The sequence below is a fragment of the Vibrio ishigakensis genome, assembly GCF_024347675.1.
In the GTDB taxonomy this organism is placed as follows: domain Bacteria; phylum Pseudomonadota; class Gammaproteobacteria; order Enterobacterales; family Vibrionaceae; genus Vibrio; species Vibrio ishigakensis.
Map to the genome: position 1 here is coordinate 2052826 of NZ_AP024881.1, position 25545 is coordinate 2078370.

25 protein-coding genes are annotated in these 25545 nt (G+C 42.6%); 5 read left to right on the forward strand and 20 right to left on the reverse strand.

Annotated features, from left to right (window positions below):
- Positions 1–3 precede the first annotated feature (3 nt).
- From Pcarn_RS09330 to rpiB, 4 genes are read right to left on the reverse strand one after another with little or no spacing between them, the layout of a single operon-like run.
- Positions 4–1287 (reverse strand): TRAP transporter large permease, encoded by a 1284-nt coding sequence (locus Pcarn_RS09330; protein ID WP_261833598.1) that lies wholly within the window; start codon positions 1285–1287, stop codon positions 4–6.
- Entirely contained in the window at positions 1284–1856 is a 573-nt protein-coding gene (locus Pcarn_RS09335; RefSeq protein ID WP_261833599.1) for a TRAP transporter small permease, read from the reverse strand. The genes Pcarn_RS09330 and Pcarn_RS09335 overlap by 4 nt, the downstream gene beginning before the upstream one ends.
- A gap of 53 nt (positions 1857–1909) precedes the next feature.
- A complete protein-coding gene (locus Pcarn_RS09340) occupies positions 1910–2893 on the reverse strand; it encodes a TRAP transporter substrate-binding protein (protein ID WP_261833600.1) in 984 nt (327 codons plus the stop codon).
- Positions 2894–2933: 40 nt separating this feature from the next.
- Positions 2934–3383 (reverse strand): ribose 5-phosphate isomerase B, encoded by a 450-nt coding sequence (rpiB, locus tag Pcarn_RS09345; protein WP_261833601.1) that lies wholly within the window; start codon positions 3381–3383, stop codon positions 2934–2936.
- 442 nt (positions 3384–3825) lie between these two features.
- On the opposite strand from rpiB, the gene glpX reads away from it, so the two are divergent.
- Together glpX and Pcarn_RS09355 are read left to right on the forward strand one after the other, a co-directional pair.
- On the forward strand, positions 3826–4824 hold the full coding sequence (gene glpX / locus Pcarn_RS09350) for a class II fructose-bisphosphatase (RefSeq protein WP_261833602.1): 999 nt from the start codon (positions 3826–3828) through the stop codon (positions 4822–4824).
- 92 nt (positions 4825–4916) lie between these two features.
- A complete protein-coding gene (locus Pcarn_RS09355) occupies positions 4917–5882 on the forward strand; it encodes a sugar-binding transcriptional regulator (RefSeq protein WP_261833603.1) in 966 nt (321 codons plus the stop codon).
- 31 nt (positions 5883–5913) lie between these two features.
- Here the strand turns inward: Pcarn_RS09355 and Pcarn_RS09360 are convergent, their stop codons facing one another.
- Entirely contained in the window at positions 5914–6057 is a 144-nt protein-coding gene (locus tag Pcarn_RS09360; protein WP_261833604.1) for a hypothetical protein, read from the reverse strand.
- A 175-nt stretch (positions 6058–6232) separates the two neighbouring features.
- On the opposite strand from Pcarn_RS09360, the gene Pcarn_RS09365 reads away from it, so the two are divergent.
- Positions 6233–6583, forward strand: coding sequence for a DUF3147 family protein (locus tag Pcarn_RS09365; RefSeq protein WP_261833605.1), 351 nt, complete (start codon positions 6233–6235; stop codon positions 6581–6583).
- Here the strand turns inward: Pcarn_RS09365 and Pcarn_RS09370 are convergent.
- Entirely contained in the window at positions 6580–7005 is a 426-nt protein-coding gene (locus tag Pcarn_RS09370; protein WP_261833606.1) for a VOC family protein, read from the reverse strand. The genes Pcarn_RS09365 and Pcarn_RS09370 overlap by 4 nt on opposite strands.
- 79 nt (positions 7006–7084) lie before the next feature.
- On the opposite strand from Pcarn_RS09370, the gene soxR reads away from it, so the two are divergent.
- Positions 7085–7504, forward strand: a complete 420-nt coding sequence (gene soxR / locus Pcarn_RS09375; RefSeq protein ID WP_261833607.1) for a redox-sensitive transcriptional activator SoxR — start codon at positions 7085–7087, stop codon at positions 7502–7504.
- 33 nt (positions 7505–7537) lie between these two features.
- On the opposite strand, the gene Pcarn_RS09380 is transcribed toward soxR, so the two are convergent.
- The 3 genes from Pcarn_RS09380 to Pcarn_RS09390 form a co-directional block, all read right to left on the reverse strand.
- Positions 7538–8383: a polysaccharide lyase family 7 protein gene (locus Pcarn_RS09380; RefSeq protein ID WP_261833608.1), complete on the reverse strand. Its 846-nt coding sequence runs from the start codon at positions 8381–8383 to the stop codon at positions 7538–7540.
- Between the two features lie 173 nt (positions 8384–8556).
- Positions 8557–9159, reverse strand: a complete 603-nt coding sequence (locus Pcarn_RS09385) for a TIGR02594 family protein (protein ID WP_261833609.1) — start codon at positions 9157–9159, stop codon at positions 8557–8559.
- Between the two features lie 106 nt (positions 9160–9265).
- Positions 9266–10261: a 2-hydroxyacid dehydrogenase gene (locus tag Pcarn_RS09390; protein WP_261833610.1), complete on the reverse strand. Its 996-nt coding sequence runs from the start codon at positions 10259–10261 to the stop codon at positions 9266–9268.
- 384 nt (positions 10262–10645) lie between these two features.
- Here Pcarn_RS09390 and Pcarn_RS09395 point away from each other — a divergent pair, with 384 nt between their 5' ends.
- Positions 10646–11329 carry a DeoR/GlpR family DNA-binding transcription regulator gene (locus Pcarn_RS09395; RefSeq protein WP_261833611.1) on the forward strand — a complete coding sequence of 228 codons (684 nt, stop codon included), beginning with the start codon at positions 10646–10648 and terminating at the stop codon, positions 11327–11329.
- 260 nt (positions 11330–11589) lie between these two features.
- Here Pcarn_RS09395 and Pcarn_RS09400 read toward each other — a convergent pair whose 3' ends face one another.
- The 11 genes from Pcarn_RS09400 to Pcarn_RS09450 form a co-directional block, all read right to left on the reverse strand.
- Positions 11590–12240 (reverse strand): L-fuculose-phosphate aldolase, encoded by a 651-nt coding sequence (locus Pcarn_RS09400; RefSeq protein ID WP_261833612.1) that lies wholly within the window; start codon positions 12238–12240, stop codon positions 11590–11592.
- 161 nt (positions 12241–12401) lie between these two features.
- On the reverse strand, positions 12402–13811 hold the full coding sequence (gene fucK, locus Pcarn_RS09405; protein WP_261833613.1) for an L-fuculokinase: 1410 nt from the start codon (positions 13809–13811) through the stop codon (positions 12402–12404).
- 463 nt (positions 13812–14274) lie between these two features.
- On the reverse strand, positions 14275–15189 hold the full coding sequence (locus Pcarn_RS09410; protein WP_261833614.1) for a substrate-binding domain-containing protein: 915 nt from the start codon (positions 15187–15189) through the stop codon (positions 14275–14277).
- A gap of 43 nt (positions 15190–15232) precedes the next feature.
- Positions 15233–16258: an ABC transporter permease gene (locus Pcarn_RS09415; RefSeq protein ID WP_261833615.1), complete on the reverse strand. Its 1026-nt coding sequence runs from the start codon at positions 16256–16258 to the stop codon at positions 15233–15235.
- Entirely contained in the window at positions 16255–17802 is a 1548-nt protein-coding gene (locus tag Pcarn_RS09420; RefSeq protein WP_261833616.1) for a sugar ABC transporter ATP-binding protein, read from the reverse strand. The genes Pcarn_RS09415 and Pcarn_RS09420 overlap by 4 nt, the downstream gene beginning before the upstream one ends.
- Before the next feature lie 464 nt (positions 17803–18266).
- A complete protein-coding gene (gene tkt / locus Pcarn_RS09425) occupies positions 18267–20258 on the reverse strand; it encodes a transketolase (RefSeq protein ID WP_261833617.1) in 1992 nt (663 codons plus the stop codon).
- A 65-nt stretch (positions 20259–20323) separates the two neighbouring features.
- Positions 20324–21274, reverse strand: coding sequence for a transaldolase (gene tal / locus Pcarn_RS09430; protein ID WP_261833618.1), 951 nt, complete (start codon positions 21272–21274; stop codon positions 20324–20326).
- A gap of 211 nt (positions 21275–21485) precedes the next feature.
- Positions 21486–21917, reverse strand: a complete 432-nt coding sequence (gene fucU, locus Pcarn_RS09435) for an L-fucose mutarotase (protein ID WP_261833619.1) — start codon at positions 21915–21917, stop codon at positions 21486–21488.
- A gap of 134 nt (positions 21918–22051) precedes the next feature.
- Positions 22052–23005 carry an ABC transporter substrate-binding protein gene (locus Pcarn_RS09440; protein WP_261833620.1) on the reverse strand — a complete coding sequence of 318 codons (954 nt, stop codon included), beginning with the start codon at positions 23003–23005 and terminating at the stop codon, positions 22052–22054.
- A 38-nt stretch (positions 23006–23043) separates the two neighbouring features.
- Positions 23044–24033, reverse strand: a complete 990-nt coding sequence (locus Pcarn_RS09445) for an ABC transporter permease (RefSeq protein WP_261833621.1) — start codon at positions 24031–24033, stop codon at positions 23044–23046.
- A gap of 4 nt (positions 24034–24037) precedes the next feature.
- Positions 24038–25537, reverse strand: a complete 1500-nt coding sequence (locus tag Pcarn_RS09450) for a sugar ABC transporter ATP-binding protein (protein WP_261833622.1) — start codon at positions 25535–25537, stop codon at positions 24038–24040.
- Positions 25538–25545: the final 8 nt, after the last annotated feature.

Here is a 25545-nt window from a genome sequence, read left to right on the forward strand (position 1 = left end):
ATCTTATTTGTATAGATAATCGACGAAGCCTACAGAGATAGCTGGTACGTAGGTTGCCAGCATCAGCACTGCAACCAGTACCGCGATGAACATGGCGTTAACCTTAGTAACTGCCCAAATGTCTTTTTTCGCGATAGAACAAGCTGTGATAAGTACACTTGCTACCGGTGGTGTCTGTTGACCGATTGAGATGTTTAGCGCAAGCATGATGCCAAAGTGAATTGGGTCGATGCCGAGCTCGTGGATAAGTGGTAGTACGATAGGTACGGTTAGGATGATGGCCGCTGCACCGTGTAGGAATACACCAACAATCAGTAGCATGATGTTCAGCATCATCAGAACCACATATTTGTTTTCAGAGATACTCAAGATGCCAGCAGCCATTGCTTGTGGTACTTCTTGCTCGGTTAGGAACAGACCTAGAACCGCAGAAGTTGCAACCAGAAGCATTACTACAGAGGTACCTGTAACCCCTTCCATGACCGCTTTGTAGAACAATTTCAGATTCATCTCTCTGTAGATAAATACTGAGATGATGATAGCCAGCAGCACTGCGATACCTGCCGCTTCTGTAGCTGTCATAAAGCCAGAAAGGATACCGCCAAGGATGGCAAACGGTAGAGTTAGAGCCCAGAACGCATCTTTAAATGCAACCCAAAGCTTACGTAGGCTGAACGAGTCTTCACGAGGTAGATCGTATTTCACCGCGTAGTAGTAACACACGCCAAACATACCCGCCGCACCAAGTAGACCAGAGATGATGCCCGCAACAAACAGCTGTGAGATAGACACATCAGCCATTGCACCGTAGATGATCATCGGCAGTGATGGTGGGATAATTACCGCAAGTGACGCCGATGATGAGGTTACCGCCGCTGAGAAGCTACCTGAATAACCACGCTTTTTCATCGCTGGGATAAGGATTGAACCCAGTGCTGCTACGTCTGCTACCGCCGAGCCCGAGATCTCTGCAAAGATCATCGATACACCCACATTAACCATGGACAGACCGCCACGTACAAAGCCTACAATAGCGTTCACAAAGTTGATGAGACGAAGTGAGATACCACCTGTGTTCATCAATGCGCCGGCAAATACGAACAATGGGATTGATAGTAGGGTAAATTTAGAGCCACCCTCAAACATAGCTAGGGCTGCGTTGTAGATAGCATCAATACCTGAAGTGGCTACCATGCCCACTAGTGCTACCGCACCGATCGCAATGCCGATTGGCACGTTGATCATTACTAGGGCGATAAGGCAGATTAAAACCGCAATCGAACTCATTTCACTGCCTCCATTACATCGCGCATCTCTTTCTTAGCATCACGGATCGCTTCTTCGATCTCTTCATCTTCTTGGGTCGTGCCCTTGCTCACCATCTCCCAAGCTTTAGGGAAAGAACACAGCTGAGCCACCACAAATAGGACGGCACCAACAGGTAGAGCAGATTGAGCGAATGAAAGTGGGATGAACTCCAGGCTAGTTAGGGTCTCATCACCGAAAATTTGTAGAATGTAGTAACTTGCCCACGCAATAGTGACGAAAAAGGCAATAACAATTAGCTCACTGAACAAGAACAAAGCCTTACGACTGGTCAAAGGAAGGCTTGCAATAAAGCCGCCGAATCCCATGTGTGAGCGTTTAAGTGCACAAAGTGCAGAACCATAGAAAGTTAGCCAGGCAAGAAGAATGGCAGACACTTCGTCATACCAATAAAGTGACGCCCCGCCAAAACGAGAAAATACCGCTGTAATGATGATGGCGCTCAGTGATAGCAAAATAGTCACTGAGATAACTATCAGCACCTTCTCCAACAGATTGGATATGACATTTATACCGCTTCTAAATGACATCGAATCCCCCAAACAGGTATAAAAGCCATGCCCTCTCGGACATGGCTAGATTTTTATTCAGCGCTTGCTAGAGCTTTTTCTAGCATTACGTCGCCGTTATTTACGTTAGCTTTGAAGTCGTCATAGATAGGACCACTTGCATCAACGAACGCCTGACGGTTAGCTACGTTTAGCTTCATACCGCCATCAACCAGCTTCTGCTGAAGCTCAGTTTCAAGTTGAGATGCTTGCTCGTAACCCCACTGCTGAGCCGCTTTCGCTGATTGCTCAAGGATTTCACGAACCTCTTCTGGGTGCTTGCCGTAGTGACGCGCGCCAGCTGTTAGGTAAGCTGGGGTGTACACGTGGTTAGTCACGCTTAGGTAACCCTGAACTTCCTGCAGTTTCGCCGCATAGATGTTGGTGTATGGGTTTTCTTGACCGTCGATAACGCCAGTCTGTAGACCGATGAATACTTCGCTAAAGCCCATTGGAGTTGGGTTTGCGCCCCAGTTCTTAAACATCTTCACGCGCCAAGAGCTGTTTGGAGTACGTACTTTTAGGCCCTGAAGGTCTGATGGCTCATTGATTGGACGCTTAGAGTTAGTGATGTTACGGAAGCCGTTTTCCCAGAAACCGATAACCTTATAACCTTTCTTCTCTGCAGCAGGTGCAATGTATGGCCAGAACACTTGCTCTTCGATCTTAGCCACGTGGTTGCGGTCAGATACTAGGAACGGAAGCTCAAATAGCGCCATTTCAGAAACGTGAGTTGGTAGCGTAGAGGTCAGAAGTGCTAGGTCGATGGTGCCTAGTTTTAGTTTTTGTTGTACGTCTTTGTCTTTACCAAGTTGCGCAGCACCAAAGAACTTCAGGTTGTAATCAATACCTGCTTTATCGAACTCTTTGTTCGCGTGCTCAGTGAAGTACTGAGTCGTGTTGTACTGTAGTGAACCTACTTGAGCACTGGTTGCTACTTTTAGGTCTTTCGCGAACGCTGATGTTGACATCATTACCGCTGCCGCGATTGCACTTGGAATTAGAATATTTTTTTTCATTGAATGTTCCACGTTATTCATTTTCAAAGGTGTTTCGGTTCTAAGCGATAAACTCTTTCTCTATCTCTTTGATTCGATTCACTTTTGGAGTTGAAGGTCCATCAGTAAACTCTGACGCTAACCAAGTATCTAGGATGCTTTTTGCCAGTTCGTTGCCGATAACTCGCGCACCCATAGTAATAATCTGCGCGTCGTTACTCTTGCGAGCACGCTCTGCAGAAAATGTGTCGTGACAAAGTGCAGCGCGAATGCCTGGTACTTTATTTGCCACTATCGATACGCCAATTCCGGTACCACATAAAATGATCCCTCTTTCGTGACGACCTTCGCTCACTGCGATACTTACTGTCTTAGCCACGTCTGGGTACAACACGCCATCTTTCGGGTCTGCACCGTAATCCACGTAATCAATTCCTTTTGCACTAAGATGTGCCTTTAAAACTTCTTTCAGTTCCACCGCAGCATCGTCACAACCAATTGCAATCGACATGTGCCACTCCTTTTGCTGTTCATTTGTTTTTACTTCGATGCAAATGATAGTAAATATTTTGTTAATTTGAGCAACAGCTGAAACACTTCGTTCGAGACCGAAATCACAGAAAAGTTACATTTGGACACAAGTTCGTGATCGCTATCAACTAATTATGCAGCACTAAGAAAGTGGGACTAAGATCACCAAACATACCCAAGCAGCACCAAAAACCAATAAAAACATACACTTAAAATTAACATTCAAACAACTTAGTAGATCTGCTGCAAAATATATTGAGTTGAATGATATGTAACCAGTTTTACTACCTTGGATATTTATCACCGCCTTTATTGTGCTTTTTTTGTTAACAAGAGCACGGTTATGACCACTGAACATTTGCTAACCTTAATGAACATATGTACAACCTAGTTAACAAACGAACACTCAAAGGAACAGAGTTATGCAATCAGAATTGGCTATCGCTTTTTCACAGGTAACAGAGGCGGCAGCCCTCGCTGGCTATCAATGGTTGGGTCGAGGTGATAAGAACGCTGCCGATGATGCCGCAGTAAAAGCAATGCGCGCACAACTAAACCGCACCCCTATTGCTGGTAAAATAGTTATTGGGGAGGGAGAGATAGACGACGCCCCTATGCTGTATATAGGAGAAGAGTTAGGTAAAGGTGGCTGTGCTGTAGATATCGCAGTGGACCCTATTGAGGGCACACGTATGACCGCTATGGGACAATCAAATGCTATCGCCGTGCTAGCGGCAGGTGAAAAGGGAGCCTTCCTGCAAGCACCTGATATGTATATGGAAAAACTTGTTGTTGGCCCGGATGCGGCGGGTCATATTGATCTAAATCTGGATATTGAAACCAACCTCAACAATGTGGCTAAGGCGCTTAATAAAAGCCTAGAAGACCTGGTGGTTGTGACTCTTGCGAAACCGCGTCACGATGAAATCATCATCAAGATGCAACGCCTTGGTGTTAAGGTATTTGCTTTTCCAGATGGTGATGTTGCTGCCTCGGTTCTTACCTGTTTACCAGAGAGTGACATCGACCTTATGTACTGCATCGGTGGCGCCCCTGAGGGCGTAGTAACCGCGGCAGTAATGAAAGCGCTAGGCGGTGATATGCAAGGCCGACTGCTTCCTCGCCATGAAGTAAAAGAGCTTAACGATGAAAACATTCGTCACGGTCAGCTAGAGCTTAAACGTTGCGAAGAGATGGGGGTTGAGGCACGCACTGTGCTCACTCTTGAGCAGATGGTGAAATCAGATAATGTCATCTTTGCTGCCACCGGCATTACTAAGGGTGACCTACTAGAGGGCGTGAGCAGAAAAGGAAACGTAGTGACTACCGAAACCCTGCTAATTCAAGGACAGAGCCGCACCATTCGTAAGATCTCGTCGACCCATCATATTGAGCAAAAACAAGCGCAATTAGTCTGTTAATCAGTCAGTTAGCCCACAATGTGGGCTAATTTGATTTGGCAAACGCCATATTTTGATTATTCTGTACAAAACATGGAAGCGATACAGACACTATGCAAATAGAACAAAACGAGGAAACCAACCTCCTTACTGAGATTGCGGTTGCCTATTATCAAGATGGCGCCACTCAGGAAGAGATTTCTAAACGATTTGGCCTGACCCGTATTAAAGTCGGCCGCTTGCTCAAGCGCGCTCGCGATATAGGCATAGTGGAAATCAAGGTAAAGTACCATCCGGTATTTAGTGCCAAGCTGGAAGAGAAACTCAAAGAAACCTTTGGTCTAAAGCGTGCTCTGATTGCCCTTGATCAAGCTAATGAAGATGAGCAAAGAGCCCTGATCGCAGGTGTGGTTTCTACTTATCTTTCGGCCAACCTTACTGACAACATGGTTGTTTCTATCGGTCAGGGACGAAACGTATCCGCCGTTTCCGAGCACATCGGCATAGTGAATCCGAAAGAGTGTACCTTTGTCGCTAGTATCGGCGGTATCCACCCAAGAGGCGGTATGCTCAACGCCGACCATATCTCGAGGCAGTTTGCTAAAAGCTTTGGCGGTGTCAGTGAAACCCTTTATGCACCGGCCTATGCACCTGATCCCATCCTGCACGAAGCGCTTCTTAAAGACCAAACCGTAAAGCAGACCATGGATATGGCTCGCAAGGCGGATGTTGCGCTAGTGGGTATCGGTGATCTGGCTGAAAGCAGCTACATGGTCAACCAAGGCTGGTTCTCGGTACAAGAAATGGTGGAAGCGCGCATTCAGCAAGGGGTTGTGGGTGAGGTCGGTGGATACGACTTCTTCGATATCCATGGTAGGGTGCAAGATACCAAGATGAGCAACCGTGTCATCGGTCTAACTATCTCAGACTATCAAAAAATACCTGAGGTTATCGCAATTGCAGCTGAGACCAGTAAACCTCTTTCAATATTGGGTGCTCTTCGCACCGGAGCCATCGATGTCTTGGCCACCAGCGTCGCAAACGCCATAACCATACTGAATCTCGAAGCCCAGAAATAAAAAAACGCGCTAATTAGCGCGTTTCGTCCATTTAGTGAATCCACTGTAGGCTGAGCATTACCACCGCTGTTGCAAACAGAGAGAATAGTCCTATGACACCGCTGATTTCCTCAAAGCGTTTTACGGCTACAGCTGATGTTTGAGATGTGTTACGAGAAATAGATACTGATTTCATATTCGCCTTCTTTAACTCAAGATTCACAGTCGGACTCATCTTACCTATTTATGTGATATGCATCAAGTTTTACAAGCTAATTTTGCATAAATTACAATCAAATTGGCGTACTGCATCTGCATACTAGAAACTCGATATGATTCATACTGTTAGATAAACAGCAGGGGAACGCGCTATGGCTTGGATCATCACCAAATATCTCATCACCGCAGGTATCGTAGTCGCCGTATCTGAAATCGCCAAATCAAGCGATAGATTAGGTGCGCTTGTAGCCGCACTGCCGCTGGTCACCGTACTTACTTTGATATGGATGTATGTCGAGGGCCAGGGCAGTGAAAAGCTATCCAATCACGCCCTTTATACCTTCTGGTATGTACTCCCTACCCTGCCTATGTTCTTGCTATTCCCTATCTTCAATGCCCGATTCGCCTTTCCCATTGCACTGTTAATTGGAATAGTGGTAACTCTGATTTGTTTCGCACTGACCGCAGTAGTCGCCAAATGGTTTGGGGTGAGCCTACTTTAATCGTCATAACGGTATCGTTGCTTCGGGTCGTCAGACAGGTATTGAACCAACTCCCACTCAAAGCCTGCCCTATCATAGAAATAAACGCGCTTGCGGCTCACCTCATCGCTAAGTTCGCCGTTCCTTTGATAGCCCAATCGCACCAGTTCGCGAATGCTCTGTTCTATATCACCTACTGTCAAAGCAAGATGATTCACGCCAAAATCAAAATACGGACGGCGCGCGTCCTTTGCTTCTTCTATGTCCTTCGGCTCTTGCAGGGCAATATAGTTTTCATCATTTCCTATGTGTGCCCAGCGGTACTCGCTGGCTTGATTAAATTTATCCGCACGAACTCTAAAATCCGGAGCCACTACTCCAAGAAATTCAATAGCGGCATCAATGCTAGGTACAGTGATATTGGCATGTTCTAGTTTGGTCATAAAAACTCCTTGTTGACTTTCAAACCCCTACAGCCTAAAACCTAAACATAGGTTGAGGTCAACAGGGAAAATAAAAAATATGCTGTCAGTGGGTGAAGTAGCATCAAGAGCCGGAATTGCGGTGTCCGCCGTCCATTTTTATGAGAAGAAGGGCTTGATCAGCTCGACGCGAAATCAGGGCAATCAAAGACGTTTTGCTCGCGACGTATTAAGACGCATAGCGGTAATCAAAGTGGCTCAACAGGTGGGTCTGTCGTTAGAAGAGATAAAAGACGCTTTAAAAACCCTTCCTCAAGACAAGGCGCCGACTTCCACGCAGTGGGAAGCGATCAGCTCTATATGGCGTGAGAGCCTACAGCAGAAGATCCAAGACCTAGAAAAGCTAGACACTAAGTTGGACCACTGCATCGGATGTGGCTGTCTTTCTATGAAGAAATGCCACCTCTACAATCCAGAAGACGAGCAAGGAGAGGAACACACAGGCGCAGCACTTTGGTAGGAAAAAGGCCTGACATCAGCCAGGCCTTTAGGATTACTTGTGCTCTACTTGATAATCCAGTTTGTAGAAGTGAGCCTCACTCTCTCCATCGGTGAACTGGTTATACACACCGACTTTGAAATAGCTAAGCAGGTGGCTCCAGTAATCGATGTTGTGATTCACCTTCTGTTCACCATCAACCTTAACAACTAGCATCTTGTTACCTACAACAATATCGAAGTCAGTAGCACCGGCTTTTGCCTTACCTAGGTCATACTGCTTATAGGCATTTTCTGACTTACACTCAGGCTTGTTCATGTTTTCTTTGCCCTTCTTACCCTTGCAGATAAGTGCGTTGTCTTTGACTACCGCCCAGTAGTGACCACCCTCACGCCAAACAATGCGAAGCAGTGGATGCGGGATATTGTTCTTACCATCTACGGTTTCACCCTTGTTATGCACCTGAAGATAGGTGATCTCATTCTGCTTAGAGGTCGAGTTCTTCATCGATGCTTCTGGATTGATCGGCTCTAGGCTAGTGTTCAGGTGATAAAAGGTATGTGGCAATGAGGTATTGAAGTTCTTGTGTACACGAAGCTCATTGCGCTTGTGGTCGCCGGTCATCTTAAACACGAAAGCTTCAGACTCTTTATCAACATAGAAGACTTCGTTCACGATACCGGCAAAGTTAGTATCGGTCGCAATGTACAGCTTATTGCCCTTCTTACCAGCAGGATCAGAGATCTGAAGCTCAGACTCAGACAGGATAGGACGGTATTGTGCGTAATCGGCAGGAATACCGCGGTCATCTCCTGCGTCATCAAAGGTGATAGCAAAGGCTTGAGAAGAAAGTAGTAGAGTACTGGCAAGGCCAAGAATCTTTGTTTTATTAAGCGTCACTGTTATTGCTCCTATATAGACGGCTCAAACACGATTTCTTGTATTATTATATTGTCAGTTTATTTCTAAGCGTTACTACTCAACTAGTTTCATGTGATCGAGTTCCAATTTGTTACATATCCATTCATTGCGAAAACAAATATGAACAAAATCAAGCATTCACAAGGCAAATATTAGGGATGAGTGCGATAGCCCAACAGCCTTTCAGCAGCATAAGAACTGATATTTACCGAGTTGCTTTGATTGCCACCAAGCACCAAGATCGCACCGTTCTTCTCTCCCACGTAAAAGCCTACGTGCCCTTGCCACGGATGCTTACCTCTTTTTAGGATCAAAATGCATCCCTCCACCGGAGTTTGCAAAGCACTACCCCAAGTTAACCAAGAACGCGCCGCCGCCGAGCGAGTACCGGTTAAGCCACTCTGCTCTACACACCAATTCACAAAACTCGAACACCAAGCGGTTTCGTCATCGGATGCGCCTAGGGTTGTTGTCTGGTGATATTCAAGGATACGTGGATTGTGAGCATCGGCACCGGAGACCTCCGATACGCCTGACTCCATCTCACCCAGTGCAGCTTGATACCAGAGTGATTGGAAGACTTGCGCTTCAGGCTTTGGTTTTACAATAGGAATATTGATCGGTTGACCAACGAATATCAGATTTGGATTATTGATTTGGGGATTGAGCTGTAACAGTTGCTCTAGTGTGACGGCATGATTGGCGGCGATATTTGCCAAGGTATCACCGGATACGACTCGATAGATGGTGTTCATAGGCTTACCTCCCTCGATACTGGCACTGAGATTAGCTCAGACACCCTATATTTCAAGAAAGGTAAGTGAACATCAACCAAGGATTAACGCATTTTCAGCCGAGAAACTATAGAAAATTAGCGGTTCTCTCGCCTTCAACAAAGCTAGCCACATTATCCAAGGTCACACTGGCAATATTGCCCAACGCTTCTTTGGTTAGAAACGCCTGATGGCCGGTAAAGATAACGTTATGGCAGGCAGACAAACGGCGGAAAACGTCGTCGATGATGACATCATTGGATTTATCCTGGAAGAATAACTCCTTTTCGTTGTCATACACATCCAGTCCCAGCGCACCGATGCGACCCTGCTTCAAGGCCTCGATGGCCGCCTGTGAATCCAGTAATTCACCGCGACTGGTATTAATGATCATCACACCGTCCTTCATCATGCCAAAGGCTTGTTCATTCAGCAGGTGATAATTTTCTTTGGTCATTGGGCAATGCAAAGAAATAACATCTGACTCGCGAATCAAGGTTTCGAAATCACAATACTCAGCGCCCAATTCCTTGGCGATATCACTTGGATATGGATCGAAGCAGAGCACCCGCATACCCAAGCCTTTTAAGATACGAATGGTGGCACAGCCAATCTTACCCGTACCTATGATGCCCGCAGTTTTACCAAAAAAGTTAAAGCCCACCAGCCCCTCGAGGGAGAAGTTTGCATCGCGGGTACGCTGATACGCCTTGTGGAAGCGTCGGTTCAGAGTCATCATCAGCCCTACCGCATGCTCAGCAATCGCCTCTGGTGAATAGGCAGGAACTCTAGCAACTTGAATACTAAGCTCTTTCGCCGCTTCGAGATCAACATTGTTGAATCCTGCACAGCGCATAACCAGTAACTTAACACCATAAGAGGCAAGCGCCTCAAGAACTGGTTTAGACAAGTCATCGTTAACAAACGCACACACCGTCTCAGAGCCCTTCGCCATCTTGGCGGTCTGCTCATTTAACTGGAAATCGTAGAAATGAAATTGAAGGTCTTGGCTACTCTCACTGCCCGCCAGTTCAAACGCGGCTTGATCATAGGTTTTGCTACTAAAGAAGGTAATGCTGACCATAGGTGATCTCCTTAGATAATTCGATAGACATAGAGTGAAAAGAGCTCACATTCGTTATCTGCTTTATACGTCAGTGAACTCAGATTACTCTTTAAATCAATTGATTACCTTAAAAAAAGACCACTACTACCCTTTGACTAAAAGACGGATAGCTTGTAAACGCAGCCTCAGAGTCTCAGTTCAGTAGTATCTTCTACACATCTCCAATTGACTCCACTAGAAACAAAGTAACAATCAATTCAGGGTATTACCCTAATACCAAAAACTCAGTTTTATTGCTTATCAGGTAACAGCGAAGCTGAGAACTGTACTCACCAAACGTAATAGGAACCAAGTCACTAAATTATAACTCTGTTTGTTATAGAGTATCTCTTGGAGGTATCGATGCGAAAAAAATCAATCGTTGAACATATTAATAATTATGGCAATGCCCGAGTTTCTGATTTAGCCATAAAATTCAGTGTGTCAGAAAAAACTATACGTAGAGATCTTAAATATCTTGAGGGCTTGAATAAGTTAGTCAGGGTGACAGGTGGAGCCGTAAGTTTAAAAAATAGTGATATTGGAACTACATTCTCCTCCAGATCTAAAAAGAACTCCATAAGCAAGAATAAATTAGTAGAGCAGGCAATTCCTTTAATAAAAGAAGGGGATCTAGTTGGATTAGATGCGAGTAGTTCTTGTTGGAAGTTGGCACAAAGTTTACCTGACATTAAAATTACTGTTGTAACAAATAGTCTAAGGATTATAAAAGCACTTAATCACAAGAAAAACATTTCAATTTTTAGTCTACCAGGGAATTATTCCCGTACTTACGAGGGTTTTTATGGATTAAGCACGGTAATCCAGGTCGAAAAAATATCACTAGATATATTTTTTATGTCTTGCAGTGGTTTCAATATAGAAGGCGACATATGGGACTCTAATAAAATAAACGCTGATCTTAAAAGAGCATACATAAAATCATCTAAGAGTAGGGTTTTAATCGCAGATTTAACAAAAAAAGGAAAAGCCAGCCTAATTAAAATATGTAAAACAGAGGATTTCGACATAATAATATCAACATAAATAACCAACCTCTCTATGCTTTATTAATTTTAAGCTAGCAAATAATGACACCTCTTTATTTGATGTTTTTAATCCCAATTAATTAAAAGAGCAATGTAATTTAAGGAATATTACTTAAATATTTTACAGGAGACAAAATTTAGAAAGACATTCATTTAATTAAAACTATAAGTTTAGTTAAAATATAATCGTGGTAATTCACCTACATACGAAAGTTATGAATAACATGATAAATAAAATCAGCTAAACAAGCTTAATTCTCACTTTTCTTCGACTCTAAGACCGTAATTCTTAAACTTTTCTAGTACCACATACATTTCGTCATCATCCAAGACAGGTGCGGATTCTGTGACTGAAAGCACCTTAAGGTAGAGGTCGGCGAGAACATCAACTTCATGTGCAAGCCACAGGGCTTTATCTAGATTCTCGCCACAGGCAATCAGTCCATGATGTTGAAGCAAAATAGCTTTACTCTTTTTTATTCCATCACTTACATGTGCAGATAGTGTCTCAGTTCCGAAAGTAGCGTATGGTACACAAGGGATCTTTGTTGTGCCTGAAGCTGCGACCATATAATGAATCGCTGGAATAGGTTTATTTAGTATTGAGACTGCCGCGCAGTTAATGGAGTGGTTGTGAACAACAGCATTTATATCATCTCTTGCCTTGTAACACTCCAAGTGAAACATCCATTCACTTGAGGGAATTTTTCCTTTCTCAAATGTTCCATTTTTTTCAACAAAAACTATACTATCAGTAGTTAGCTTTTCATAAGCTATCCCTGACGGTGTAATAAGCATTCCGTCTTCAAACTTTACGCTTACGTTACCCGCAGTGCCTTGATTTAAGCCTAATTTATTCATTTCTAGACAGGTTTTAATTATCTTTTCACTTAGTTTTTTTCTACACATTATAAACACCCATTTTTCAATATAGATTTAATTTGTGCCAGCAATAAACCGATAACCCTTAAACTATATAAATTTCTTTCTATAAATTAAAAATCAAATTCTATTTAAAACACCAAAAGACATTAGTGTTAGATTATTTAATTTAAGCTAAAGGGACTTACCTAGTTGTAAGCCTTTGGATTAATAATTGAATATGATGGCCTCATATTTTCTTGCGCAGCTTCAGGGCTATCGAAAATTCCAGCACCAAAGAGAGCAAACATAGCGGCTCCGGTAACGGTAGCCTCTGCTTGATCAACTACATGGATCGGAACCCCAACAACATCGGCTCTAATTTGATTCCAAAGGCGATTTCTAGAACCTCCACCTACAACCATCAAACTCGTCGTATCGATATCACATACGGAGGTCAAATGTTCGAGGCTAAGTTTTAGCTTGCTTGCCAACCCTTCCAACGCAGCACGGTATATTTCTCCTCGTGTTGTGTTAATAGTCAGCCCGGATATCCCACCAACACTGTGGCCATTATCATCAACTAGAAAGTTAGGTTCAAAGATCACACCATTTGATCCTGCAGGCGCTTCCTCACCCTCAGCAATCATTACAGCGTATTTATCTTTGTCACTTTTAAGCTCTCCAAAGTAAGTATTAGCTACCCACTCCATAACGGCACTAGAAAGCCACTGTATGGCTGGATTGTAGAGATTCGCCTTTGCATCTAGCTCAGTCGTGATACCCGCTTTTAAGTGCGAGAGATTCAACTTTGGCTGTCCGGAACGTGCCATTAGTATTTCCCAAGTCCCGGAGCTAAGGAAAAATTGGTTCTCCTTAGCTCCCGAACCAAACAGCGCAAACTGCGTGTCATGGCCTGCAGAAATAACTGGAACATTGGACGGAACACCTAGCAAGTACGCAATATCATCACGCAAGTGACCAACTACTTCGCCCGCTTCAACCATAGGAGGAAGTTGAGACTCCTTCATACCAAGATATTCAAGAACCGATTTATTCCAAGCCCCATCTACTAGATTGGTCATCATTGACGTTCCCGCCATTGTTCTGTCTGTAGTCAACTTTCCTGTTAACTTGTGGCTAATCATGGATGATATAAACACCCATTTATCCATTCTTTTAAATACATCAGGCTCGTTATCTTTCAGCCATTTAAGTTTGAATAATGTATTGAAGGAGAAATCACCTATACCGTTGTTCGAGTACAGGTTTGAACGGTCGAACTCAACACCAACTTTGGACATCACTGGCAATGTGCGAGAGCATTTCCACGATATAATCGGGTAAATCTGTTTGCCATTGTTATCGTATGGCGCTCCATCCACTCCAAACGTAGTAACTGATACAGCAACAATATCAGCAGCATTTATTTGTGCGACCACGCGTTTTGAACAATCAACTAGCTTTCGCCAAATTTGTTGAAAATCCCAAATATGCTCTGTTCCATTTTGTAACGTTTCGCTCTTAATGTAGTGAGACGCAACAATCTTCCCTTTTTTATTAATCGCAATGGAGCGGACGTTTGTGGCTCCACAATCTAATATAAGGGCAATTGACATAATTCACTCCTATATACATTCCTTGAAAATAAGAAAAATATAGCGATTAGAAATTTATTTTTTATAAGTAGGGCCAAACTCTAGAAGTACTCTGTAATCTGGTGATTAAACATCTTATTTAGGCTCAGAACAATATAAATGTAATGAGATAATAAAATTGTGATAATGCACACAAATTTTTATGGAGAAACCGAATCTAGATTCGTAGTTGTCCAAACTGGAAATTAATTATCAATAATGGACATAAATGAAACGGTTGAGAGAGAAGTACGCTTCAAATAAAAAGAGCGCATAGCGCGCTCTTTTTATTCTATTAGACCTACGGTCTCAAGTAGCATGCTTTATTACATACTACTTGAGTTAAGTGAATTATGTTCTATCTAGGCCAGATTTGGCATTAACCAGTAAAATGTATGAACTACAGAATTATTAAAAGGCTATAAAGCATGCCGACAGTATAGAATTATAACCACTCACCCCCTTCATCTACATTATCTGGTGTAAATACCCTTGAAGGTAATATAATTTCTTTGGGGACTTCTTTACCCGAAAAAATTTCACCTGCCCTTTTTATGGCCTCTTCTCCACCTGTTGGGTATTCAAACGATGCGGCTAAAATCCCCTTCTTAACATAGATTTGGCCTTCTTGCGCCAATGCATCAATGCCAACAAACTTTATGTCTTTCTCTCGACCAGCTGCCTTTGCGGCCATGTACGCACCATGGGCACCAGGATCATTATGTGCATAAACTAGATCGATATCATCAAATCTTCCCAGTGCTGATGACATCTCTTGCCTCGCTATAGATTCCAGCCACTTCATTTCAACGTCAAATACTATATCTAAACCCGCATCTTTTGCTCCCTCTCTAAAACCATTATGGCGGTCTTGCGCTGGAGTCGCTGTCATTTGTCCACGCAATTCAACAGTTTTAGTTCCTTTAGGGAAGTTATCAGCAATCCACTTTCCGGCAGCCAAACCGATCTTTTTGTTATCCGCTGAAATATATGTTGTATAATCACTCCCTACGACTTTTCGATCTAATACAATGACTGGAATACCCTTTTTATATACCTCTCGGACCGGTTTGGTAAGTGGCGCGGCTTCATTTGGTGAAATAATCAGAAGGTCTATATTAGAATTCATGAATTCTACAACTTGAGACTTTTGTTTCAATGAATCATTTTGTGCGTCTTTAAATATCACTTTATAACCAGCTGCCTCTGCAGCTTTTTTTATATCTGCATTCATTTGAGCACGCCAAGGTTCACCCAAATTAGATTGACTCATACCAATTACAAACTCTTTCGAAAATGCAGTACTAGACATGCATGTCATACTGAGCACAATTATTCCATTGATTATTTTATTAGTCATTTTCCTCTTCCTTATCTTATCTTAGTTAGATATCGATCTAACTCTAACTTCCACGTTTACTGCGTTGAAATAAGACTGCACCAACAATTATTAAACCCGTTAGCATTAGCCTGTAAGATTCTGGCACCGCGTTTATACTTAGAATCTTTTCCAAGTAACCGATAATCAAAGCACCTATTACTGTAAGCGTGATAGCACCTCGACCACCCATTAAACTCGTTCCACCGATAACCACAATTGCAATGGCTTGAAGCTCGTACGCAATACCTGCTTCTGGATCTCCCTGCGTTTCCATTGCAGCTTGCAATACTCCAGCTAGGGCTGCCAGGGCTCCACAAATACCATAAGCAATTAATTTAGTTTTTATGATTGGGATACCAGAAAGGCGAGCCGATTCCTCATTACCTCCTATTGCATAAAGGTATCTTCCAAACCTCATTCTTGATAGAAGAATCCAGCAAAACAAAGCAACAATAGCTGCAATAATAGTGGCAGTAAAAATAGTGTCTCCGAATACTTTTCCACTGAGTGTTTCAAAAATTGCAGGCTCTTCAACAAAATGATACTCACCATCTATTTGTACTGCTGTGGATACTTTCTGCCCACCGGAGAACACTTTAGCTAACCCCCTTGCAAACACCATCATTGCTAGTGTTACGATAAATGGCTGTAGCTTAAATTTTCCAATCAGAGTGCCTGAGACCAATCCACAACTCATCCCAATCGCTATACAAAGAGGGATAGCTAAATAACCCGGAACCCCAAAATGTATTGTCAGCAAGGAGAAACTCACAGCAGAAAGACCAAGGACGCTACCAACAGACAGATCAATTCCTCCTGTAATAATTACTAAGGTCATTCCAAATGCCAGAATTGCATAGCGGCTAACAAATCCAAGCATTTCTGTGTGGGTGTTAAACTTAAAAAAAGAACCACCTCCATCAAAGAGCATTCCGATGGCTAGAATACCCAACAAAGCAACTAATGCTTTTGTAATGGGAAGTGCTAGTACTTGATTTGATTTGTTTTTATTCTCTGTGACGTTAGAACTTTGTATATTGTCGATCATTGCAACACTCCTTCAAAATTTTTCCCCATCGCCGCTTGTAATAGTTTCTCTTGTGTTGCTTCAAGTTTTTCAAACTTTGCAGTAACCTTACCTCTGTGCATTACAATGAAACGGTCTGACATCGCCATTATTTCTGGAAGTTCAGATGAGAGAAGAACGATGCCTAAACCTCGTGCTGTCCACTTATTCATAAGTTGATATATTTCTTTCTTTGCCCCAACATCAACACCACGAGTTGGATCATCAAGAAACAATACTTTAGGCATAGATTCTATCCACTTAGCCAAAACAACTTTTTGTTGATTTCCTCCAGACAACTCTGAAACAGCTTGTTTTGATGATGAATACTTAATATTCATTTCATCTTGATATTTCGATGAAGTTTCCCTTTCTATCGCTTCGTTTAACCATCCATTTGGTGATATTTTCTTTATCGATGCCATAGAAATATTGTTTTCTATACTCATTCCTAAAACTAAGCCGTTACTTTTCCTATCGTTAGTCAAAAGTGCTATTTTATTTTTGATTCCGTGTGCTGGATTAATTGGCATATAGTCATTATCACAAAGAGTAATTTTTCCTGTTTTATTTTTTCCATATGAACCAAAAAGTGAAAGCAGAAACTCATGACTTCCCGAACCTTCAAGCCCCATTATTCCGACTATCTCACCTTCAGAAACCGACATTGATACACTGTCTACAACTTTATTTTTTACTCCATAAGGATCAGAAACACTATAGTTTTCAACTTTTAAAACAGTCCTACCTACACTTGGTTCACGATGGGGGAATTGTTGACTTAGTTCACGTCCAATAATCCAAGAAATTAACTTGCTCTCAGGTAAATTTTCTTTAACTTCCTTACCGATAAAATTACCATCTCTAAGTACCGCAATAGTGTCAGCTAATTTATATATTTCATTCATTTTGTGCGAAATATACACTATCGCTTTCCCCTCACTTTTCATCTCTTCAATTATTTTGAAAAGTTGCTCTACCTCAGGCTTACTTAGCGCGCTAGTTGGTTCATCCATAACAACAATATCAGAATTGAATGTTAGTGCTTTGGCGATTTCAATCATTTGCTGTATAGAAACTGGGTAGTCACCGATAGGCTTATTAAAGTCTAAATTTACACCTAAACTATCCAATATATTCTTCGCCTGCTCTTTTTGAATTTTCTTATCGATAAATCTGGTATTTGATACACATTCTCTTCCTAGAAAAATGTTATCAACAACATTTAAAGAGTCTATCAGTGATAACTCCTGATGAATCATAGATATTCCATTGATTTGAGCGTCAATTGGGCTATCAAACTTAACCTTCTTGCGTTTTAACTCTATCTCTCCATCATAGTCTTTATATATTCCTGTTAGAATTTTCATCAGCGTGCTTTTTCCTGCGCCATTTTCTCCAGCAAGCACACATACTTCACCAGGATAGAGATCAAGATTGACGTTACTCAAAACTGTGACGCCAGAAAAAGCTTTCCCTATGTTTTTCATACTCAATAAAGGTTGCCTTCCCTCTTGATAGTCCATATTAACTAGTCCCTTTAGTTAAACACTCGTATTAATTTTAAGTTCTCAATGGGTATAGAGCTCGGTACCTAAACACCCTTACGACTCAATGAGCCACCTTGCTAACTCGTGTTAGCAATAGTTATAGAACTCAGTCTCTCCTTGCACAAAATTCAACCACCATTTGTGTGATCAAGGTCTTGATTATTTCTTGTTTCACTCAATTTAGAGAAAGTAGATTTAGCAGAATTTTTAAAACAGACTAACCTGCCGATGCACTACGGTATGGATAATTTTTGGCGCGATTAATAATAGCAACACAGGCTCGATATCAGCATAGAGCAGCATTCTCTTGATTGTGAACCGTAGTATCAAATAACTACTACTCTATTGGTTTTACCATAGCTCAAAATAGCTATTTACAAATAAATTTATTGATAAAAAAACAAACGGTAAAGCGCAGGATAGTGGCTAAAGTAAAATAACTAAGCTAGTAGTGACTTTCCTGTGCTCACTATATTTTCAGTAGTAAAGCCAAACATCTTAAATAGCTCACCCGCTGGTGCAGACTCACCGAAGGTAGTCATGCCGATGATCTTGCCACCGAAGCCAACATACTTGTACCAGTAATCAGCGATGCCCGCTTCAACTGCGATGCGCTTGGTTACTGAAGATGGTAGAACCGCTTCACGGTACGCTTCATCTTGCTTGTCGAACACGTCAGTTGCAGGCATAGACACTACGCGTACTGCTTTACCTTGTGCTGTTAGTTCCGCTTGTGCAGCTACTGCTAGCTCAACCTCAGAACCGGTTGCAATGATGATCAGCTCAGGCGTACCCTCACAATCTTTCAGGATGTAACCACCCTTAGCGATGTTTGCCAGAGTCTCAGCGTCACGCTCTTGCTGCGCTAGGTTTTGACGAGAGAAGATCAGAGATGTAGGACCATCTTTGCGCTCGACAGCCAGTTTCCAAGCTACTGCAGACTCAACTTGGTCACATGGACGCCATGTGCTCATGTTTGGAGTTACACGTAGAGAAGCAAGCTGCTCTACAGGTTGGTGTGTAGGACCGTCTTCACCCAGACCGATTGAATCGTGAGTGTAAACCTGAATGTTCTGAACCTTCATCAGAGCGGCCATGCGCATAGCGTTACGTGCGTACTCCATAAACATTAGGAAGGTTGCACCGTAAGGTACGAAGCCGCCGTGCAGTGCGATACCGTTGATGATCGCCGTCATACCGAACTCACGCACACCGTAGTGGATGTAGTTGCCTGAGAAGTCTTGAGCTTCAAGAGACTTAGAGCCAGACCACATGGTTAGGTTTGATGGTGCAAGGTCCGCAGAGCCGCCCATGAATTCAGGTAGCATCTTGCCGAACGCTTCTAGCGCGTTTTGAGATGCTTTACGTGATGCGATGTTCGCAGGATTTGCTTGAAGGTCAGCAATGATTTCTACAGCCTTCGCTTCCCACTCTGCAGGAAGGTCGCCGTTTACGCGACGCTTAAGCTCAGCGGCTTCCGCTGGGAATTCTTTTGCGTATGCTTCGAACTTGTCGTTCCAAGCTGCTTCTTTCGCTTTGCCCGCTTTGTTCGCATCCCACTCAGCGTAGATGTCAGCAGGGATTTCAAACGGTGCGTGCTCCCAACCTAGGAATTCACGTACCGCTGCGATTTCTGCTTCACCTAGTGGTGCGCCGTGACAGTCGTGAGAACCCGCTTTGTTTGGAGAACCGAAGCCAATGATAGTCTTAGTACAGATAAGGGTTGGACGAGGGTCCGCCTTAGCTGCCTCAATTGCTGCATTGATAGCGTCAGCATCGTGACCGTCTACCGCTGGGATTACGTGCCAGCCGTACGCTTCAAAACGCTTAGGAGTATCGTCAGAGAACCAGCCTTCAACTTCACCGTCGATAGAGATGCCGTTGTCATCCCAGAATGCGATCAGCTTGCCTAGGCCTAGAGTACCCGCAAGTGAACACGCTTCGTGAGAGATACCTTCCATCAGACAGCCGTCACCCATGAATACATAAGTGAAGTGGTCAACGATGTCATGGCCTGGCTTGTTGAATTGAGCCGCCAGAGCTTTCTCAGCAATCGCCATACCTACAGCGTTTGTGATGCCTTGACCTAGAGGACCAGTGGTAGTCTCGATACACGGTGCGTAGCCGTACTCTGGGTGACCAGGAGTCTTAGAGTGAAGCTGACGGAAGTTTTTCAGGTCATCGATAGATAGCTCGTAGCCTGATAGATGAAGTAGAGAGTAGATCAGCATAGAGCCGTGGCCGTTTGAAAGTACAAAACGGTCGCGGTCAGCCCACTCTGGGTTACTAGGGTTGTGGTTCAAGTGACCACGCCATAATACTTCGGCAATATCAGCCATCCCCATTGGGGCGCCTGGGTGACCAGAGTTAGCTTTTTGTACACCATCCATGCTTAGAGCGCGGATTGCATTGGCTAGGTTTTTCCTGTCCATGTTTGATTCCAGTGATAAGTCTTGAGATGAGAAAGGGAGCACTTGGCTCCCTTTGTTGAAGTAATTTACAGCTTTTCGGCAATCATTGACTCAAGCTTACCTTGGTCAACAGCGAAGTTACGGATGCCCTCCGCCAGTTTCTCTACCGCCATAGGGTCTTGGTTGTGCTGCCATAAGAACTCGGCTTGGGTCATAGATGCAGGGCGCGGTGTGCTGCCGTTTGAATCGATAAGCTTGGATTCAACTTTACCAGGGCTTGCTTCAAGCTCTGCTAGAAGAGGTGGTGCGATAGTCAGGCGATCACAGCCTGCAAGCTCTAATATCTCATCGATGTTTCTAAAGCTCGCACCCATAACTACTGTGTTATAGCCATGCTGTTTGTAGTAGTTGTATATCTGGGTAACGGAGATCACCCCTGGGTCTTCACTCGGTTCAAAATCGCGACCTTCTTTTGCCTTGTACCAATCCATGATGCGACCAACAAATGGAGAGATCAGATAGACATTTGCCTCGGCACAAGCTCTCGCCTGAGCAAAAGAGAACAACAAGGTCAGATTACAGTTAATGTCCTCTTTTTCCAGGATTTCTGCGGCGCGGATACCTTCCCAAGTTGATGCTAGCTTTATCAGAATACGTTCATTTGGAATCCCTGCTTGGTTATACATGGCGATCAGTTGACGTGCCTTTGCCACACTCTTATCTGTGTCATATGAAAGGCGGGCATCCACCTCGGTGGAGATGCGCCCTGGGATGGTCTTTAGGATCTCTTTGCCTATATTGACCGCCAACATATCGCAGGCATATTGAACCTGTTGGTCTCTATCCTGGCTTTGGTCCTTGGCGTATTCGATGGCTTGTTGGATAAGCCCTTGATACTCATCGAGTTGAGCGGCTTTTAGAATTAGAGATGGGTTGGTGGTGGCGTCTTGAGGTTGATATTTTTTAATCGCCTCAATCTCACCTGTGTCTGCTACTACTGTAGTTAGTTCACGAAGATTATTTAATTTATTATCCATTTTCGGTCCATTAATTTAGTGTATTCTATTGCGCATTACATGCTTAATAATCCATGTGAAACACCGAATAAAAAAAGCCTAGCTTCAATAAATAACCAAGATAGGCTCTGTTTCAATACATATGTCTTTTACTTACCCCAAAATAAAAGAATTTACAGTGAAGTTATGTCCCCCAACACAAACCACCATTAATTTATGATATCGAAACTAATTAACAGGGAGTGACGCCCTTCTTCAAAATGATATTTCCATATTTAGCCAACTCCCCTGTTAGCACAACTGCACTACATTGTTTTGAGCGTTCATAAAAAGAGAATCTTTCTATACGAGAAATCTGGTCCTGTGTAACCCCTTCAGAGGACATTGCTTCTAAGTACCGACTTTCTACACTCAAATCTAGCTCATCACCTTGCCCAGGCTCCATCATCACTACAGGTTGCTCTACGTATTGATCTAATTCAAACAACCTAATCACCCCCTCCAAAAGAGTATCAACACTGACACCGTCACAACGTATAACCTTTTTCCCAAAAGTCTCTGCAGGGAAATGAGCATCCGCAAACAATATTTCATCACCATGGCCCATTTCAGATAATATCGCTAAAAGCTCAGGCGAAATAGCTGGATGTATACCTTTGAGCATATTGAATACCTCTAGTAAAATTAAATTTATAGCTTCATATAAAAACACATAATATGTACTTTTATATGAAGCTGGGAGCTCCATACCTCAGGGGGTGAGTATGGACAGGAGTGTGCTCCCAGCTTTAGATTTATCTATTTACTTCCGAAAGGATAAAGGAGCTGTTGCATAGATGGTTCATCAATATTTTCTGCTGTAACAACAACTACTGGAATATCAATTACATTCGCAACCTTATTTCCTTCAAGTACGTTATACAGCGTCGTCAAACCTTGGTAACCAATCTGATATGCATCTTGAACAACAAACCCTTGAATAGTGCCCGATTTCAAGAATGAAATAATACCCTCAGTACTATCAAAGCCCATTACCTTAACTTTACCTGCGATACCAAGGCTATCGATAGCATTAGCAACACCTAGAGTTGAACCTTCATTGGTAGCGTATACGGCAGACAAGTCTGGATTAGCACGCACCATATCAATGGTTTTATCCATTGCTTTCTGCGGGTCGCCATCGCTGTATTGCACTTCTAGAACAGTTATATCTGGGTAATTTTTAGCCATAGCATCAATAAAGCCTTGCGAGCGCTCCATTGCATTTTGAGTCCCAGCAACGTGAGCAACAATACCGACTTTGCCTTTACCATCTAACATTTTGCCCAAAGTCATTGCTGCATCAGCACCTGCCTTCACATTGTTAGTGGCGATAAAGCTCTTTGGAATATCTGAGTTGATTCCCGAATCAAAAGTTGCAATTTCAATACCGCGTGATTTCGCCTCTTCAACAGGCACCACCAAAGCATTTGCATCTAGAGCAGCCAATAGAATCGCGTCTGGTCGACGTGCCATCATGTCTTCCATCAATTGGATTTGTTCTGAGATCTGAGTTTCAGCGGCCGGACCAACGAAGTTTGTTTTCACACCCAACTCTTTGGCTGCTGTATCAGAACCCAATTTAACTGTTTGCCAAAATTCATGCTGATATCCTTTACTTACAACAGGGATATATAGGTCTTCATTTGCTTGAGCGATGCCCATACCAACGGTAGCTAGAGCCGCAAGTAAAGTTAGTTTTACAGATTTCATTTTTGTTTCTCCGTTATTTAATTATTGATTTATATTTTTTATTTCATTTTCTTTCTTAATGTATCTAGATAAACCGCTGCAATAACAACTGCCCCCATTGCAACCATTTGCCAGAATTGAGAGACTCCCATCAAGTTGAGACCATTTTTCAAAATACTCATTATAAAGGCACCAATAATAGTACCGCCGATAGTACCGATACCCCCCATCAAGCTAGTACCACCAATAATAACTGCTGCAATAGCTTCTAGTTCATAGCCAACACCAGCAGTTGGTTGGCCTGAATTTAATCGAGCGGTAATAATCACACCTGCAATACCTGTCATTAGGCCACAGAATGAATATACAAACATTTTTACTCTATCAACTTTAATTCCAGAAAGGTGTGCAGCCTCTTCACTGCTACCTACAGCATAAATATAACGACCGATTACTGTTCTTTTAAGAATAAATGCAGCAATAAAAGCTAGAACACCAAAATAAATAACTGGGTATGGTATAACATCAAATAATTTCCCTTGAGCAAGTAACTTGAACGTTGGATATTCAGTGAAGTAAAGCGCTCGCCCGTCAGTTAATACCAAGTTAATACCACGAATTGACATCATTAGACCTAACGTCGCAATAAAAGGTGGTATTGTAATTCTTGTAATCAAGGCACCATTCATAGCACCACATAGAGCACCGGCAAGAGCACCAGCCAATATACATATTGGCAGAGGTAAACCTGCTGATGCAGCAAGACCAACCGCAACTCCAGAAAATGCCATTACTGAACCAACAGATAGGTCTATACCTGCTGTGATGATTACGTAGGTCATACCAATGGCAATGATACCAATAACTGATGTTTGCAGTGCTACAGTCAATAGATTGTTAAAGTTTAAGAAATAAGGTGTCCCTAAACTGAAGAAGATCATCAATAACACTAAGCTTATTAGTGGTGCAAATTTCATTAACAGTTGTTTGTTGATAACGCTTTTATTTTGGCTATCAGGTTTATTATTTACTTCGACGTTGCTACTCATTTTTTTAACCTTCTAAAGTCGCATACTTCATGATATTTTCTTGGTTAGCCACTTCCGCGCTCAACTCTCCTGTTATTACTCCATTTCGCATGACCAATATTCGATCACACATACCTAGAATTTCAGGAAGTTCTGAGGAAATAACAATTACCGATTTACCTTGTTTTGTAAGTTGGTTTATAAGTTCATAAATCTCTAGTTTTGCACCAACGTCAATCCCTCGGGTTGGCTCATCAAATATCAATATTTCTGTGTTTTTACATAACCACTTAGCAATAATAATCTTCTGCTGGTTACCACCACTTAAATTACCCGCCAACTGCTCTAGGTTAGGGGTTTTAATTCTAAGCTTTTGCTTTAGGTCCAAAGAGATATTATCTGAACGAGTTTCATCAATAACACCAAACTGACTAGAATAATCGTCAAAGCTACTAAGCATAATATTATCTTGAACAGACATACCTAAAGCTAAACCGTCTTTTTTTCTATCTTCTGTTAAGTAAGCAATACCATGTTCAATAGCTTCATAAACGCTATTTATTTCAACTTTTTTACCAAAAAGCTTAATCTCACCCGAATCTATCGGATCAGCACCAAATATAGCCCTAGCGACCTCTGAACGCCCTGCACCCATCAATCCCGAAAACCCAAGGATTTCACCACGCTTAAGTTCGAAATTCACACCGTGCAGTACTCCCTCACGAGTGAGGTTTGTAACCTCTAATACGGTTTCGTCTGAAGGCTTGTTCGCTCTATTCGGATATATGTCACCTAGATCACGACCAACCATCATTGCAATAAGATCGTCAATGAGGACAGTGTGGTAATCTACGGTTCCGATAAAGGTACCATCTCGCATGACCGTCGCTCGATCAGCTATCAAAGCTAATTCTTCCAATCGATGTGAGATATAGACAATCCCTACACCTTGGTCTTTCAACATATTGGTTACTTTAAAAAGGCTCTCAATCTCTGACTCTGTTAATGCCGCTGTAGGTTCATCCATTATCAGTACTTTGGCATTAACAGAAAGAGCTTTGGCTATTTCAACCATCTGTTGTTGAGCGACGGTCAACTCTTCTACTAAGGTTTCCGGCTTAATATCGAGATTCAATCTATCGAGTAATATTTGAGTTGCTTCAGATTGTGAATTATCGTCTAGAACCCACTTATGTTTTGCAGTATGTTCACGGCCAATGAATATATTTTCTGCAACGGACAGTTCGGGAAATAAGTTGAACTCTTGATGAATTATAGTAATACCAATCTCTTGGGCTGATATTGGGCTAGTTAGTTTTACCTTGCTACCTTCATATTCAATATGACCTTCATCTGGAATATGAACTCCAGAGAGGACTTTCATAAGGGTTGATTTACCAGCACCATTTTCCCCAAGCAGGGCGTGTACTTCGCCCTTGCGTAGGTTAAAGCTAACATTATCCAGCGCTAACACCCCGGGAAAGCGCTTTGTAATGTTATTCATTTGTACAATCGTATTATTCATACCAGTAC